Origin of the sequence: Amycolatopsis heterodermiae, from assembly GCF_034929455.1 — a bacterium.
Taxonomy (GTDB): domain Bacteria; phylum Actinomycetota; class Actinomycetes; order Mycobacteriales; family Pseudonocardiaceae; genus Amycolatopsis; species Amycolatopsis heterodermiae.
In genome coordinates this window covers 58,530-73,904 of record NZ_JAYFSI010000012.1, presented here as the reverse complement: position 1 = coordinate 73,904, position 15,375 = coordinate 58,530, and the positions used below count along the sequence as shown (strand labels likewise).

General features: G+C 72.7%; 16 protein-coding genes. 11 read left to right on the top strand and 5 right to left on the bottom strand.

The window, feature by feature from the left end; all coding sequences use genetic code 11:
* The first annotated feature begins 61 nt into the window (after nucleotides 1-61).
* A complete protein-coding gene (locus VA596_RS37965; RefSeq protein WP_323333831.1) occupies nucleotides 62-901 on the top strand; it encodes a helix-turn-helix transcriptional regulator in 840 nt (279 codons plus the stop codon).
* Here VA596_RS37965 and VA596_RS37960 read toward each other — a convergent pair.
* Nucleotides 891-2,084 (bottom strand): serine hydrolase domain-containing protein, encoded by a 1,194-nt coding sequence (locus tag VA596_RS37960; RefSeq protein ID WP_323333829.1) that lies wholly within the window; start codon nucleotides 2,082-2,084, stop codon nucleotides 891-893. The genes VA596_RS37965 and VA596_RS37960 overlap by 11 nt on opposite strands.
* Nucleotides 2,085-2,245: 161 nt before the next feature.
* On the opposite strand from VA596_RS37960, the gene VA596_RS37955 reads away from it, so the two are divergent.
* Both VA596_RS37955 and VA596_RS37950 read left to right on the top strand, forming a co-directional pair.
* The gene (locus VA596_RS37955; RefSeq protein ID WP_323333827.1) at nucleotides 2,246-2,704 is read left to right on the top strand and encodes a GtrA family protein; all 459 of its coding nucleotides are present in this window, start codon (nucleotides 2,246-2,248) and stop codon (nucleotides 2,702-2,704) included.
* A 25-nt stretch (nucleotides 2,705-2,729) separates the two neighbouring features.
* Complete coding sequence (locus tag VA596_RS37950) at nucleotides 2,730-3,626, top strand: LysR family transcriptional regulator (protein WP_323333826.1); 897 nt, start codon at nucleotides 2,730-2,732, stop codon at nucleotides 3,624-3,626.
* Here the strand turns inward: VA596_RS37950 and VA596_RS37945 are convergent.
* Nucleotides 3,623-4,363 carry an SDR family oxidoreductase gene (locus VA596_RS37945; protein WP_323333824.1) on the bottom strand — a complete coding sequence of 247 codons (741 nt, stop codon included), beginning with the start codon at nucleotides 4,361-4,363 and terminating at the stop codon, nucleotides 3,623-3,625. The two genes, VA596_RS37950 and VA596_RS37945, sit on opposite strands and share 4 nt — an antisense overlap.
* A gap of 80 nt (nucleotides 4,364-4,443) precedes the next feature.
* A complete protein-coding gene (locus VA596_RS37940) occupies nucleotides 4,444-5,262 on the bottom strand; it encodes a helix-turn-helix domain-containing protein (protein WP_323333822.1) in 819 nt (272 codons plus the stop codon).
* Nucleotides 5,263-5,342: 80 nt separating this feature from the next.
* Between VA596_RS37940 and VA596_RS37935 the strand changes: the two genes are divergently transcribed.
* The 6 genes from VA596_RS37935 (at nucleotide 5,343) to VA596_RS37910 (ending at nucleotide 12,171) form a co-directional block, all read left to right on the top strand.
* Complete coding sequence (locus tag VA596_RS37935; protein ID WP_323333820.1) at nucleotides 5,343-6,230, top strand: alpha/beta fold hydrolase; 888 nt, start codon at nucleotides 5,343-5,345, stop codon at nucleotides 6,228-6,230.
* Between the two features lie 97 nt (nucleotides 6,231-6,327).
* The gene (locus VA596_RS37930) at nucleotides 6,328-9,795 is read left to right on the top strand and encodes a ricin-type beta-trefoil lectin domain protein (protein ID WP_323333818.1); all 3,468 of its coding nucleotides are present in this window, start codon (nucleotides 6,328-6,330) and stop codon (nucleotides 9,793-9,795) included.
* Nucleotides 9,796-10,399: 604 nt separating this feature from the next.
* The gene (locus tag VA596_RS37925; RefSeq protein WP_323333816.1) at nucleotides 10,400-10,579 is read left to right on the top strand and encodes a hypothetical protein; all 180 of its coding nucleotides are present in this window, start codon (nucleotides 10,400-10,402) and stop codon (nucleotides 10,577-10,579) included.
* Nucleotides 10,573-11,028 (top strand): hypothetical protein, encoded by a 456-nt coding sequence (locus VA596_RS37920; protein WP_323333814.1) that lies wholly within the window; start codon nucleotides 10,573-10,575, stop codon nucleotides 11,026-11,028. Before VA596_RS37925 ends, VA596_RS37920 begins: the two co-directional genes overlap by 7 nt.
* Nucleotides 11,029-11,091: 63 nt before the next feature.
* Nucleotides 11,092-11,478: an STAS domain-containing protein gene (locus tag VA596_RS37915; protein ID WP_323333812.1), complete on the top strand. Its 387-nt coding sequence runs from the start codon at nucleotides 11,092-11,094 to the stop codon at nucleotides 11,476-11,478.
* A 57-nt stretch (nucleotides 11,479-11,535) separates the two neighbouring features.
* Nucleotides 11,536-12,171 carry a PaaI family thioesterase gene (locus VA596_RS37910; RefSeq protein ID WP_323333810.1) on the top strand — a complete coding sequence of 212 codons (636 nt, stop codon included), beginning with the start codon at nucleotides 11,536-11,538 and terminating at the stop codon, nucleotides 12,169-12,171.
* Between the two features lie 536 nt (nucleotides 12,172-12,707).
* Here VA596_RS37910 and VA596_RS37905 read toward each other — a convergent pair.
* The gene (locus tag VA596_RS37905) at nucleotides 12,708-13,016 is read right to left on the bottom strand and encodes a hypothetical protein (RefSeq protein ID WP_323333808.1); all 309 of its coding nucleotides are present in this window, start codon (nucleotides 13,014-13,016) and stop codon (nucleotides 12,708-12,710) included.
* Between the two features lie 320 nt (nucleotides 13,017-13,336).
* Nucleotides 13,337-13,930: a TetR/AcrR family transcriptional regulator gene (locus tag VA596_RS37900; protein WP_323333807.1), complete on the bottom strand. Its 594-nt coding sequence runs from the start codon at nucleotides 13,928-13,930 to the stop codon at nucleotides 13,337-13,339.
* Nucleotides 13,931-14,064: 134 nt separating this feature from the next.
* Between VA596_RS37900 and VA596_RS37895 the strand changes: the two genes are divergently transcribed.
* Together VA596_RS37895 and VA596_RS37890 are read left to right on the top strand one after the other, a co-directional pair.
* Nucleotides 14,065-14,787: an SDR family NAD(P)-dependent oxidoreductase gene (locus tag VA596_RS37895; protein WP_323333806.1), complete on the top strand. Its 723-nt coding sequence runs from the start codon at nucleotides 14,065-14,067 to the stop codon at nucleotides 14,785-14,787.
* Nucleotides 14,788-14,815: 28 nt separating this feature from the next.
* Nucleotides 14,816-15,226 carry a PaaI family thioesterase gene (locus tag VA596_RS37890; RefSeq protein WP_323333804.1) on the top strand — a complete coding sequence of 137 codons (411 nt, stop codon included), beginning with the start codon at nucleotides 14,816-14,818 and terminating at the stop codon, nucleotides 15,224-15,226.
* Nucleotides 15,227-15,375: the final 149 nt, after the last annotated feature.

Below are 15,375 nucleotides of genomic sequence, written 5' to 3'. Positions count from 1 at the left end.
GGGTCTTCCTGGGACCGCTGGTACCAGGCAGTTCCGTCGCCCGCGTTGCACACTGGAGGGCATGGCGAAGGCGGAGTTCGGGCAGGCGGTGCGGCGCTGGCGTGACCGGGTCGCGCCCGAGACCGTCGGGCTGCCCGCCGGCGGGCAGCGGCGCGCAGCCGGCCTGCGGCGCGAGGAGCTGGCCATGCTGGCCGGGATCTCCGCCGACTACGTCACCCGTCTCGAACAGGGCCGCGCGTCCCACCCCTCGGGCCAGGTCATCGAAACCCTGGCGCGGGCCCTGCGCCTGTCCTCGACCGAGCGTGAACACCTCTTCCACCTGGCCGGCCTCACCCCGCCCGGCCCCGACACGGTGCCCGCCCGCATCACCCCGAGCGTCCAGCGCCTGATGGACCGGCTCGAGGGGACGCCCGCCGCGGTGTACGACGCGGGCTGGACGCTGCTGGTCGCCAACCCGCCGTACGCGGCGCTGATGGGCGACCCGTCCGGGTGGCGCGGGCACGAGCGCAACGCCGTGTGGCGCAACCTGCTCGGCCCGGGCACCCGGGTCCGGCACACGCCGGAGTCGCAGCGGGCGATGGAAGCGATGCTGGTCGCCGACCTGCGCGCCGCCGCGGGGCGCTACCCCGCCGACGGCGGGCTGCGCCGGCTGGTCGCCGAGCTGCGCGCGCACAGCGACCGGTTCGGCGAGCTGTGGGACTCCGGTGCGGTCGGGCACCACGAGACCGCCCGGAAGGTCGTCGACCACCCGCGGGTGGGCCCGGTGACGCTGGACTGCGACACGCTCACCGTGGCCGGCAGCGACCAGCGCGTCATGCTCTACACCGCCGAGCCCGGCACCGAGGACGCCGAGCGCCTCGCGCTGCTCACCGTCCTCGGCACCCAGGCGCTCACGGGCTAGTTTTCCCGTACATGGCACACACCGCACCGGTGACCAGGGCCTGGTGCGCGGCAGCGAGGTCCGGCTCGGCGAGCCCCTGCTGCTCGGTGACGAACACCTCGACGCTGCGGCTGCCCGTGCTGTCGGTGAACAGGTCGGACCGGTAGCCCGGAATGCCGCCGGTGTGGCCGTAGACCGGACCGCACGGCGTGTCCAGCCGGGCCAGCCCGAGCCCGTAGCTCCCCGCCTCCGGATGCGCCGGGTCGGCCGGGATCATCGTCTTCATCTCCCGCAGCTGGGCCGGCGGCAGCAGCCGGCCGGAGAGCAGCGCCGTGAGGAACCGGTCCCAGTCGCGCGCGGTCGACACGACCCCGCCCGCGGCGCCGGCCCAGTCCGGGTCGATCCCGGTGACGTCGGCGTGGCCGTCGTGTTCCGGTCCTACGAAACGGAAGCCGTCCGGCAGGTCCGGGATCAGCTCCTTGAGGTGCGCGGCGTCGGGTTCGTAGCCGTGCGCGAGCTTCCGGCGGTCAGGGGAGCCGTAGTACGTGTCCCTCAAGCCGAGGGGCTGGAAGAGGCGCTGCCGGAACAACGCGGGCAGGGTCCGGCCGGTGGCCTTCTCCAGCACGAGTCCCAGGGCGACGTAGTTCGTGTTGCTGTAGGACCACTTCTCCCCTGGCGGGAACAACGCCGGGTGCCGGGTCCCGGCGGCCAGGAGCCGGTCCGCGGTCCACGGCCGTTGCCGGAGACCGAACACCGACTCGAGGACCTCCTCGTCGTCGGTGTTGTCGAACAGCCCGCTGGTGTGGTTGAGCAACATCCTCAGGGTGATCGCGCCGCCGCCGGGAACCCGGCCCGGCAGCCACTTCTCGACCGGATCCGCCAGGCTGAGCCGGTTCTCGGCGACCAGCTGCAGCACCATGGTCGCGACCATCGTCTTGGTGTTCGACCCGACGCGGAGTTCGTCGCCGGGGCTCAGCCGGTGGTCGGCCGTGGTCCACGGCGCCTGCCGGGCCAGCTCGACCGGCGGCCCGTGGCCGGTGCCGACCCGGACGACGACGCCCGGCGCTCCCGCGTCGACGGTCCGCTGGGCCAGCTCGGCCAGGCCGTCCGGCGCGGCCGCGGCGGCGGGTCCGGCCGCCGCGGTCAGTGCGATGCCGCCGGCCACCGTCAAGGCGATGACCCGGCGGCTCAAGGTGCTGCTCATTTTTGGTTGCCCCTCTCGGAAGTAAGGAAAACCTAGGGACGATCCGGCGCGGTCACGAGCCAGCTGACCGGAGTTCCGGGGGTGGTGCAGGCGCTACCCCGGGACGCGATCGGCGCGCCTGGAAGACGTTTCGCGGCCGCGGGCGGGGCACCATCGGAGCCATGACCGATGCCGCCCGGCCCAGCGGAACCGCGCCCCGGCAGCTCGTCCTGCAGGGTGCGAAGTTCGTCCTGGCCGGGTCGACGGCCACGGCCGGGACGTTCGCCGTCTACTGGACGCTGCGCACCGTGCTGGCTCCCGTCGTCGCCACGCTGCTCGCCAACGCGGTGACGACGGTCGCCGGGACCGAGCTGCACCGGCGGTTCACCTTTTCCCGTGCGAGCGCGGTCCCGGCGCGCAAGGCCGTGCAGAACCTGGCGAGCTGGGCGTGGTCCAGCGGGGCGACGTCGGCGGGCCTGCTCGTGCTCCCCCTGATCGTCCCCCGGCCGGGCGTGCTGCCGGAGACCCTGGCCATCCTGGTGCTCAGCGCGGTCGGCGGGGCCGGCCGGTTCGCCGCCCTGCGCTGGTGGGTGCTGCGACCGCCCGAGGCGGGCCGGACCCGCGCGAGTCCCGTCCGGTGACCGCGGCGCCAGTACGCTTCGCGGCATGCACCTGGACCTGAACCTCCTCACGGCGCTGGACGCGCTGCTCGAGGAGGGCAGCGTGGCCGCGGCCGCGGATCGCCTGCACCTGTCGCCGCCCGCGGTGAGCCGGGCGCTCGGGCGGATCCGGCGCGTCACCGGCGACGAGATCCTGGTCCGGACCGGGCGGACGATGACCCCGACGCCGTACGCGCTGGCGATCCGGGCCCAGGTCCGCGATCTGGTGCAGCAGGCCGAAAGCGTGCTCGCGCCGGAACGGGCGCTCGACCTCGCCGCGCTCGACCGGGTGTTCACGCTGGTCTGCCACGACGCGATCACCACCGCGCTGGGTCCCGGCCTCATCGCGGCGGTCCGCCACGCGGCACCGGGCGCCCGGTTGCGGCTGCTCGCCGAGTCCAGTGTGGACACCCACGAGCTGCGCCGCGGTCAGGTCGACCTCGAGCTCGGCAGCGCGGCCCCGGACTCCCCGGAGATCCGGTCGGAGACGTTCTTCGAGGACCGGCTGGTGCTCGCCGTCGCACCGGATCACCCGTTCGCCAAACGGAAACCGACCCTGCGGCGCTACGCCGACGCGCTGCACGTCCGGATCAGCAGGCGCGGCCGGCTGCGCGACCCGATGGACGACGTCCTGGCCGAGAGCGGCCTCGAGCGGCGGGTCGTCGCGACCGTGCCGACCACCACGGCCGCACTCGGCGTGGTCCGGCTCGGCGAGTTCGTCACGGCGGTGCCGGAAGGCATGTGCGCGGGCGTGATCGAGGCACTGGGCCTGGTGATCGTGCCCCTGCCGATGCCCCGCCCGCCGGTGCCGCTGGTGGTGTCCTGGCACCAGCGCTACGAGAACGACAAGGCCCACCGCTGGCTGCGCGACCGGGTCCGCGAGGTGCTGGCGGAGATCGGTTAGCCCTGCACGGTGGGCCGGATGACCAGCTCACCGATCTCCACGTCGTACGGCTGCTCCACCGCGAACACCACCGCACGAGCCACCGCGGCCGGCGCGATCGCGAACTCGTCGATGCCCCGGCGGATCTCCGCGCGCACCTCGGGGTTGTCGATCGAGTCGGCCAGGTCGGTCCGGACGAAACCCGGGGAGATCGCCGTGGTCCGCAGGACGCCGTCGGTGGACTCCTGGCGGAGTCCCTCCAGCAGGGTGCGGACGGCGTTCTTGGTGGCGGCGTACACCGCCATCGTGGACGTGATCTTCAGCCCGGCCGTCGACACCGTCGTCACCAGGTGTCCCCGGCCCTGCTGCCGGAACACCGGCAGCGCGGCGGCGATCCCGTGCAGCACCCCGCGGAGGTTGACGTCGATCATCGCCGACCAGCCGCTGACGTCGAGGTCCGCCACCGGGCCGATCTTGCTGATCCCGGCGTTGCCCACGAACACGTCGAGCCGGCCGAACTCCTCGACGGCCCGGGCGACGAGCCGTTCGACGTCGGCCTGGACGGTGACGTCGGTGGCGCACGCGACGGCCCGCCCGCCGCGGGCGGTGATGTCCGCGACCAGCTCGTCCAGGCGATCCGCCCGGCGCGCGCCGACGACGACCGCCGCGCCGCGTTCCGCGAGCAGGCGGGCCACGGCTTCGCCGATGCCGCCGCTCGCCCCCGTGATGGCGACGACCTTGCCCTCGATGCCTGACATGACACACTCCCGTCGATTCATGCGGACATGTGTCCGCTTAATCGAAGGTAGCGGACACTTGTCCACTTGTCCAACGAGACTCACTGATCGGCGAGGTGGCGCGCGTGCTCCCGGGTCTCGTCGTTCATCGGGAAGAAGCACTCGATCCGCAGCTCCTGCAGCGTCACGTCCTGCGGGGTGCCGAGCGTCGTCACGGTCGAGAAGTAGTCGAACTGCCGGTCGCCGCGGGCGTAGCGGATCGGCACGATCGGCAGCACCGGCGTCGTCGCGTCGAGCGACCGCAGCGACGCCGGCACCCCGGGGTAGTCCAGCACCTCGTCGAGGATCCGCTGGGCGCGCTCGTCGGTGACCCCGCCGATCGCCTCGCGGCGGGCGCGCCGGACCAACGCCTCCGCGACGTCGGGCCAGTTCGTCACGTTCGGGCGGACGCCGTCGGGGTGGAACATCCGGCGCAGCACGTTCGACGGCCCGGGCGGGGTCGCCGTCCGCCCGTCCTGGAGGAAGGCGAAGAACCGGCGGGCCGCGGTGTTGGTGTGCCGGATGTCCCAGCTCCGGTCCATCACCAGCGCCGGGAACGGCTCCTGCTGCGCGAGGATGGTTTCGAGCGCCTCGCGGACGGCGGCGAGCTCCGGCGCGTCCAATGCGGACTCCGGGTACTCGGGGGAGAACCCGGCGCTGAGCAGCAACGTGTTGCGTTCGCGCAGCGGCACGTCGAGCACCTCGGCGAGCTTGAGCACCATCGTGCGGCTGGGTTTCGCGCGCCCGGTCTCGAGGAAGCTCAGGTGCCGGATCGACACCGCGGCCTCGGCGGCCAGCGCCAGCTGGCTCAGCCGCCGGGCGCCGCGCCAGTGTTTCAGCAGGGGGCCGACGTCGGCCACCGTCCGCGTATCAAGCGTCATGCCCCGAAGTCTGCGGCAACGGCGGAGCCGAACCAATTCCCTCGGAGGTAAACGTCACCCCTCCGTGCGAGGATCCGCGGATGGGCTTCTCTTCGACCGGCCGGGTCGCCACCCCGACCCTGGACGTCGCGTACGAACACACCGGCTCCCCCGGCGCGTCCCCGGTGATCCTGCTCCACGGCTTCCCCTACGACGTCCGGGCCTACGACGACGTCGCGGAGCTCCTGGCCGGCCGCGCGTGGGTGGTGGCGCCCTACCTCCGCGGGTTCGGCGCCACGTCGTTCCGCGACGCGGCCACCCCGCGATCCGGGCAGCAGGCCGCGCTGGCCCAGGACCTCGTCGAGTTCATGGACGCCCTCGGCATCGGCACCGCGGTCCTCGCCGGGTACGACTGGGGCGGGCGGGCGGCGTGCATCACGGCCGCCGTGCACCCGGAGCGCGTGCGCGGCCTGGTCACCGTCGACGGGTACAACGTCCAGGACATCGCCGGCGCCGACGAGCCCGCGAAACCCGAGTGGGAAGCCACGTTCTGGTACCAGTACTACTTCCACTCCGAGCGCGGCCGCCGTGGTCTGGACCGCCACCGCGAGGAGCTGTGCGCGTTCCTGTGGCGGACCTGGTCGCCCACGTGGTCCGGTGCCGCGGCGGCCTTCCCGGCGAGCGCGCCGAGTCTGCACAACCCCGACTTCGTCGACGTCGTGATCCACTCCTACCGGCACCGTTACGGCCTGGCCGAAGGAGATCCGCGCTACCAGGGGCTGGAGGACCTGATCGCGCGGCAGCCGCCGATCACCGTGCCGGCGGTCATGCTGGAGACCGGCGCCGACGGCCTGCTCGGGCCGAGCTCGTCCGGCGACCGGGAGCAGTTCACCGGGCCGTACGAGCACCGGCTGCTGGACGGCGTGGGCCACAACGCCCCGCAGGAAGCGCCCGAAGCGTTCGCCCAGGCGGTGGCGAGCCTGCTTTGACCGGTGGCTGCTGCATTCGGCGGCTGACTTGTCCTGTGGACAACCCCGACAGTGGATCGGCAACGGGATCAGGCGGAGCGTGGACAAGGGAGTGCGCGTGTTCCGAGCACAGTCGCTGAAGACGGTCCAGACCATCGTGGCGCTCCTGACCGGCGTCGTCACGTTCACCGGCGTCGCCACCGCGCAGGAGGCGAAACCGCAGCTGCAGAGCCAAAGCGTCGTCCAGGACGGGCACGCGCGGTTCGAGGTGCTCTCGCCGACGCTGATCCGGCTCGAATACGCCGGCGACGACCGGTTCCAGGACCTGGCCACCTTCACCGCCGTCAACCGGTCGATCCCCGAGCCCGCCTACACGACCACGGTGACCGGCGGCTTCCGCGAGATCCGGACCGCGGGCCTGACACTGCGGTACCGGCAGAACAGCGGGCCGTTCACCCGGGACAACACCTCGGTGCAGCTCACCGCCACGAACGTCACCGCGCAGCCGCTGTTCCCGTCGTACTGCGCGTTCGCCACCGCCTGCGAGGCCGAGAACGGCGTCCCGGGCGGCTCGGCGTCGACCGCCTACGACCACACCGGCAACACGGGCTCGGGCTTCCTCGCCGGGTTCACCTCCGTCGGGGCGTCGCTCGCGCAGGACGTCTCCGCGGCGCCGTCGGCCGGGCAGTACCGGCTCACCGTCCGGTACGCGAACGCGCAGGGCGGCGACGGCCAGACCACCACCCGCACCCTGTCCACCACGGTCAACGGCGCGCCGGGGCCGAAGCTTTCGCTGCCGGCGACGTCGTCCTGGAACACCTGGGCGACCGCGTCGGTCACGGTCCCGCTGAACGCCGGGACGAACGCCGTCCGGATCGACCGCAAGAGCGGCGACTCGGGCAACGTCAACCTCGACAGTCTCGCCGTCACCACGGCCACCGGGGCCTACCCCGCCGCCGACACGTCGCTGCTCAGCACCGCCTACGGCGCCGGCCCCAAGTCCGTGCTCGGCGGCTGGGACCGCTCGCTGGACAACCCGGAGGCCGTCCCGACGCCGCAGCACCCCGGCCTGCTCGACCGCGACGGCTGGTACCTGCTCGACGACACGCGCTCGGCCGTGCTCAACGCCGACCGCACCGTCACGGACCGGCCGTCGCACGGCGCGCAGCCCTACCAGGACGGCTACTTCTTCGGGTACGGCAAGGACTTCAAGCAGGGCCTGACCGATCTCAACACCCTGACCGGCGGCACAGCGCTGCTGCCGCGCTCGGCCTACGGCGTCTGGTTCTCCCGCTACTTCGCCTACTCCGACAACGACTACCGCACCTCGCTGCTGCCGAAGTTCCGCTCGACGTTCACCCCGATCGACTGGCTGGTCGTCGACACCGACTGGAAGTCGCCGTCGCAGTGGAACGGCTGGAACTGGAACACCGGGCTCTTCCCGGACCCGCAAGGGTTCCTGAACTGGACCAAACAGCAGGGCCTCGCCGTCTCGCTCAACATCCACACGTCCATCGCGGGCAACGACCCGAAGTTCGCGGCGGCGAACTCGACCGCGGGCGGGCTGATCCCCGACGGCTCGAACTACGTCTGGGACTGGTCGAACCCCGCGCACCTGCGGTCCTACTTCGACCTGCACAAGCCGTTCGACGCCCAGGGCGTCCGGACGTGGTGGCTGGACTACTGCACCACCTGCGGCCGCTCGACGGCCTCGGACCCGGGCGTGGCGCCGGACAACTTCATCAACCAGGCCTACGCCGACCACGCGGCGGCCCAGGGCCTGCGCGGGTTCTCCTTCGGCCGCATCGGCGGCGCCGAGCAGGGCGGCATCCACAGCAGCTACCCGCTCGGCCCGTGGTCGGAGCGCCGCAACACCCTCCAGTTCACCGGGGACACGCCCTTGAGCTGGGACATGCTGGCCTACGAAGCCCACTTCACGCCGGACGAGGCCGCGGCCGGGCTCAGCAACGTCAGCCACGACATCGGCAGCTTCCACGGTGGCCACCTGCCCGACGAGCTCTACGCCCGGTGGCTGCAGCTGGGCACGTTCCAGCCGGTCGACCGGCTGCACTCCGACCACGGCGACCGGCTGCCGTGGGACTACCCCGGCGCGGCGGGCGACAGCGCGGAGAAGTTCCTGCGGCTGCGCGAATCGCTGGTGCCCTACACCTACACGCTCGCCAAGCAGGCGAACCAGACCGGCGTGCCGATCACCCGGCCGCTCTACCTGAACTACCCGGACCAGGACGCGGCCTACACCCACCCGCAGGAGTACCTGTACGGCGACAACGTCCTCGTCGCGCCGATCACCGCGGCCGGCGGCTCGGTCTCGGCGTGGATCCCGCCGGGCACCTGGACCGACTACTTCACCGGGACCGTCTACACGGGACCGTCGACGGCAACGATCACCAAGCCGCTGTCGGAGATGCCGGTGCTGGTGAAGGCGGGCGGCGTCGTGCCGATCCGCACGAACTACACCGACAACGCCGCCGCGCCGCTCGACCAGCTCACCCTGAACGTGACCGCGGGCGCCGACGGGAACTTCTCGCTGTACGAGGACTCCGGCGAGGGCGCCGGGACGTCGTCGACCACCCGGTTCGGCTGGCAGGATTCGGCGAAGACGCTCACCGTCGACCCGGCCTCCGGCAGCGCCCCGGCGCGCGCCTACACCCTCCGGCTGGCCAACTCGGCCGCGCCGACCGCGGTTTCCGTCGACGGTCAGCGGCTGCCCGAGACGGCCTGGGCGTACAACACCAACTCCCGTACGGTCACGGTGTCGACGGCGAGCCTGCCGTCGACCACCCGGCACACCGTCACCCTGACCGGCACGGCCACCGGAAACCCCGCCGCCGGCCAGGTGAACGGGCGGGGCGGGCTCTGCCTGTCCGTCCACAACGGACAGACGGCCGACGGGACGACGCTGGAGCTGGCCGCCTGCGACCACACGGCGGGCCAGCAGTTCACGCCGCCGTCCACCGGCGCGGTGCACGCGCTCGGCAAGTGCCTCGACGTCGCCGGCGGCGGGACGGCCGCGGGCACGCCGGTGCAGCTCTACACCTGCAACGGGTCGGCCGCGCAGGCGTGGAGCCTGACCAGCGCGGGCAAGCTGGTGAACGGGACCCGCTGCCTGGCCGCCACAACGGCGGGCGACGGGATGCGCCTGGCCGACTGCGCCGACACCGCGGACCAGGCGTGGCAGTTCCCGCCCGCGCCGGTCACCGGCCCGGCCGGGCTCTGCGCCGACATCGCCGGCGCCTACCCCGCGTCGGGCACCGCGGTGCAGTTGTACGGCTGCAACGGCTCCGACGCCCAGCGGTGGAGCGCACCGGGCGACACGTCGCTGCGGACGCTGGGGAAGTGCCTCGACGTCCCCAACGCGAGCACCGCGAACGACACGCCGGTCCAGCTGTGGGACTGCAACGGAACCGCCGCCCAGCAGTGGACCCCGGCACCGGGCGGAGCGCTGCGCAACGTCGCGTCGGGGCGCTGCCTGGACGACCCGGACAACGCAGGCCAGGCCGGCGACCGGCTGCGCATCCACGACTGCAACTCGACCACCGCACAGCGCTTCACCCTGGGGACGTGAGGCCCACCGGCTCCCGGTGAACGACCCTGGCAACGCCGGCCGGCTGGGAACTCGACCACCGCGGCAACGGGTCCTGACAACGCCGGGACCGGCGCGGACCCACGACCGCACCTGACCGCCGCACAGCGGAACACCGCGCGGCAACGGGTCCTGGCGACACCGGGACCGGTGCGAACCCACGACCGCAACCAACCACCGCGGCAGGTTCACGCCTGGGGTCGTGACCACCGCCGCGGCGGGTTGCGGACAGTCGGGACCGGCCCGGACCCATGACCGCACCCGACCGCCGCACAGCGGAACACCGCGCGGCAACGGGTCCTGGCAACGCCGAGACCGGTGCGAACCCACGACCGCAACCAACCACCGCGGCGGGTTCACGCCTGGGGTCGCGACCACCGCCGCGGCGGCCGTCGACGGGTAGTGAACCGCCAGGACCAGCGCGGACCCACGACCGCAACCCGACCGCGCACGGTGGTTCACGCTGAGTGCTGACCACTGCTGCGGCGGGCGCCGGCGGGCGTTAAACTCCGGAGGGAACACGACGTCGAGGCAACCCTGGACCCCGGTGGCCGAACACGCACCATTTCGCCGATCGGGAGCAGCCATGGCCGGCGTTCAGCACGCGACGAAACCCCTCCTCACGCCGGAGTTCACCCGGCGCGCCGCCTGCGCCTGGATCCGCGCGGCCGACGCCGGGCTGATCGACGCCGCCGAGCTCACCTGGCTGCTGAGTCACCTGCCCGGTGACCAGGCCCGGACCGTCGTGCTGGCGAAGGAATGCTGACCACGGCCGCGTGGCGCTCCGCCGTTCCCGAACTGCCCGAGCGGATGCTGACGCTGGTCTACCGCGTCGCGAAGCAGACCGGGCGCTCGCGGCGGACGAGCACCGCGTTGTGCCGCCGGGTCCTCGACGCGGCACCGGAGCTGGACCGGCGCTGCCGGGACGTCGCCGCCGGGCGGCGGGTGCGGGCCCGCGTGCTGGCGGCGCTGCGGGCGGACCTGGCCCCGCGGATCGACCGTGAGCGGCTCGACGCGGCCCTGCACGACGCGGTGCTGCTCGACGAGGTGACGCTGCTGCCGCCGCGTCAGCGCTTCGCCCTGTGGTCCACCGCCGTGGACCGCCTCACCACCGCCGAACTCGCCACCCGCACCGGCTGGACGACGCCGCAGATCGCCCGGCTGCTGCGGGCGGGCCTGCGCACCGTGACCTCGGGCGCGGCGCTGCCCGAGTGACGGCGGGCACCGGAACCCGGGCACCACGCTGCGGACGCCGGGCCGCCGGGAGAGACTTGAACCGTGCCCAGCAACGAACCCCCCGAGCCGCTGGTGATCCCGGACGAGCAGCCGGCCTTCCAGTGCAGTGTCAGCCGCCGCGGTGACGCCGTGATCGTCGCCGTGTCCGACGAGCTCGACCTCTTGACCGTGCCGGAGTTCAGCCGGACCCTGACCGCCGTCCAAGCCGCCGCGGCCGGGCCCGTCGTGCTGGACCTGACCGGGGTGACCTTCCTCGATTCGAGCGGCATCAACGCCATCGTGCGGGCGAGCCGCGACGCCGACGACGTCCCCACCGGGCTGCGCGTCGTCGCCGAGGGCCCCACCGTGCTCAAGACCATCCGGCTCGCCGGCGCCCACGACCTGATCACCCTCGCCCCGACCGTGGACGACGCGCTGAAGATGTCCTGACCCCGGGCACCGCCTGCTAATGTGGAACACGTTCTAGTTTCCGCGGGCGGGAGGGCGATGGCCGAACCACAGCTCAGGGGCGCTTTCCCGGTGGTCACCGGCGTGCCGCCCGCGCGGGCCCTGCTCGCCGCCCGGATCCGGGAGCTGATCGACGCCGCGGTGTGCGTGCGCGACGAGGACGGCCTCGTGGCCGCCGCGGAGCGCATCGAAGACGTCACCGAGGCGCTGCGCGCGGCCGGCGGCGAGCCGCCGCTGCTGCTCGCCGCGCTCGAAGGCGGCGGGCACCTGAGCATCAACAACCCGGTCGAAGGGCCCGGAAACCCGCTGGCGCCGCCGGTGTCGTGGGTCCACGTCGGCCCGGACGCCGTCCGCGCCGAGGTGGTCCTCGGCCCGGCGCACGAAGGCCCGCCCGGCCGCGTCCACGGCGGCTGGGTCGCGGCGATCCTGGACCACGTCCTGGGCCGCGCCACCGCCGCGGCGGGCTTCCCGGGCATGACGGCCTCCCTGACGGTCGACTACCGCCACGGCACGCCCTACGGAGTCCCGCTGACGGCGGAAGGCCGCCTCACCACCCGCGACGGCCGCAAGCTCCACGCCACGGGCGAGCTACGAGCAGGAGACCTGGTCTGCGCCACGGCGACCGCGCTGCTGGTCCAGTTCAGACCAGGCCAAACCCCCACTCCAGCCCCCTGACCCAGCCCGTGTCGCCCCGGCAATCACGCGAGTCGACCTCCCCATCACACGAGCCGACTCGGCAATCACGCGTGTCGACCCTCCACTCACGCGAGTCGTCCGCCCAGACACACGAGTCGACCCTCCAATCACGCGAGTCGCCCACCTAGACACACGAGCCGACCTCGCAATCACACGAGCCGACCCTCCAATCACGCGAGTTGCCTATCTAGACAGACGAGCCGACCCACCAAGGACACGAACCGACCTCGCGGGCACGCGAGTCGTCCGCCCGAGTACGCGAGTCGACCATCCAGACATACGAACCGACTTCGCAAGTACGCGAGTCGTCCGCCCAGATACGCGAGTCGTCCGCACAAGTACGCGAGTCGTCCATCCAGATACGCGAACCAACCGCCCAAGCACGGGAACCGACCGGCCAGGTACGCGACTCGTCCGCCTGAACAGTCGGACCGGCCACACCAAAGCCACAAAGCCCCGGCGGTCGTGAGTGAAAGTGAGTTCTAACCCGCCCAAACACTCCCGTGGAGCGACAGCTAAGTCGCCGGACCTCGGCTCGGTAGCTCGACCACCACCGTGGGGTGGTCTTCCACGACGTCGGCCAGTGGGGTCGGGGGGATCGGCTCGCCCGGGGGGCGGGCGTCCAGGATGTCCGTGGCGCGGATCAGGCGCAGCGGGGTGTCGGGGGTGGCGCAGAACGGGCGGACGCGGACCCACGTGGTGCTGGTGTGCTCGTCGCGCAGGCTGGGGCCGGCGATCGTGCCGATGCGTTCGCGGGAGGCACCCGCTCGGTCTCCGCGCCCCCGGTAGCGGACCTGCCAGCCCGGTGGGTAGCCCTCGGCCATCTCGTCACCCCGCTCAGTCGACGGTGCGCCGGGTCCAGCCTAAGCCTGGGCGGGGCGGATGACCCTCAGCCAGGCGAGTGGTTCCGCCGGAGTCCTTTGAGGACGGAAGGGGACGCTCACCGGCGCGTCTGCCGCGCAAGCACGATGGCGGGATCCAGCGCCCGCTCGGCCGACGTCGCTCAGCCGGAGGCGTACCCCCGCAACGCGCCGAAGGTGCCGTCCATGGTGAGCCCGGGGTCACGCTCGCCACGATGACGGGCGCCGTCGAGCGGGAAGCGCCGGTGGCCAAGGGTTTCCGGCCGGCACCCGCCGCGGCGTGATCAGTCCGCGACGGCGGCGTCCACCAGAGCGGCGGCGACCGAGCGGGCGGCCGACTCGGCGCCGGGGTCGCGGTCCATCCACGCGCTGATGCCGGCGCCGTCGTAGAGCAGCACGAGCTGCTGCGCGAGCAGCTTCGGGTCCTTCGCGTGCGCCTGCCGCGCGAGGTCGGAGAACAGGTCGTGCAGCCAGGTGCGGTAGTCGGCCGCGGTCTGCTCGACGACCCCGCCCGGCGGGGCGTCGGCGCTCGCGCTGACGAAGGCGCAGCCCCGGAACCCCGGCTCGGTGAACGAAAGACCCTGCACCTCGAACGCGCCGACGAGCCGCTCTTTCGCGGTGGCGTAACGGGTTTCGAGCTCGCGGGCCATCCGGTCGGCGGTGGCGGCGTGGCGGGCTTCCAGGTAGGCGCGGACGAGGCCGTCCTTGCTGCCGAACGCGCTGTAGAGCGTCGCCTTGGCGACGCCCGCGTGCTCGATGACCCGGTCGATCCCGACCGACTGCACCCCCTCGGCGTAGAACAGCTCGTCGGCGGCGGCCAGCAGCCGCGCCCGCGCGGCCGCGCTGCGTTCCCGGGGTGACGGTGCCTTCTCGGACATGCGCACACCATAGCAGACAGGTCGGTCTGTCTGTGCTGAGGCGAGCGTCACGCTTGACGCAGTCAGACAGGTCTGTCTACGTTGATTCTTGCCAGACAGACCGGTCTGGATGACAACTTCGGAAGGTGCCGACCATGTCCGCTCAGCCCACCACCGCCCTGGTCACCGGCGCGACGTCCGGGATCGGCAAAGCCGTCGCGAAGAAGCTGGCCGCCGACGGGATGACCGTCATCGTCGTCGGCCGCGACGCCCGTCGCGGCGCCGCGACCGTCGACGAGATCACCGCCGCGGGCGGCCGGGCCCGGTTCGTCGAGGCCGATCTCGAAGACCCGGCCGCCATTGACCGGCTCGCGGCGTCGGCCGGCGAGATCGACGTCCTGGTCAACAACGCCGGGCGGTCGGTCTGGGCCCCGACCGAGGACCTGGAGCTCGCCGACTACGACGCGATGTTCGCCGGCAACGTCCGTGCCCCGTTCCTGCTGGTGGCCGCGTTCGCCCCGGCGATGGCGGCGAAGGGGTCGGGCAGCGTCATCTCGCTGGGCAGCATGGCCGGCACCGTCGGCCTGGTGAACGGCGCCGCGTACGGCGCGACGAAGGCGGCGCTGGCCGCACTGACGCGGGGCTGGGCGGCCGAGTACAGCGGCCGCGGCGTCCGTTTCAACACCGTCGCGCCGGGCCCGGTCTACACGCGCCCGGAGGCGCGCGACCTGTTCGACGCGCTCGCCGAGACGACCGCGATGAAGCGTGCCGCCGACCCGGCCGAGATCGCCGAAGTGGTCTCGTTCCTGGCCTCCCCCAAGGCGAGCTACGTCACGGGCGCGACCATCGCCGTCGACGGCGGCCGCACCGCCATCTGACGTTCGTGACCACGGGTACCGTCTGGACATGCCCGAACCGACACCTCGCGCTCGCGAAACCCCGCCCGGCTTCGAGCTGCTGGTGTCCTCGCCGTTCGTCGCGCAGGTGGGCCCGATCCACGTCAACGACGAGGGCGTCCTCGGCGTCCACGTCCGCGACGAGCACCGGAACGTGCTGGGCACGGTGCACGGCGGCTTCCTGATGACGCTGGCCGACGTCGCCGCCGGCCGCACCGCCCGCCGCGTGATCGGCGAAGGCGCGGTGGTCCAGACGGTCAGCGCCACGGTCGACTTCCTCTCGACGGCCGCCGTCGGCAGCTGGCTGGAGATCGAGGCGACGGTCGACCGAGCGGGCCGCCGCGCGGTGTTCACGACCTGCCGGGTGACGTCGGGCGACAAGACGATCGCGAAGGCCAGCGTCGTCCTGCTGCGCAGCTGACCGCCGTGGCCGGAGGGAAATCCGGCGGCGGAAAATTGCGAACAACGGCGTTCGGGCGGTGGGGGCGCGCGGGCTGATGGCGGGCGGTGCAGGCGGGTGGTCGTTAATCGTGTACCAACTTCCGGCCACGTGGGATTACGCCTTGTGAC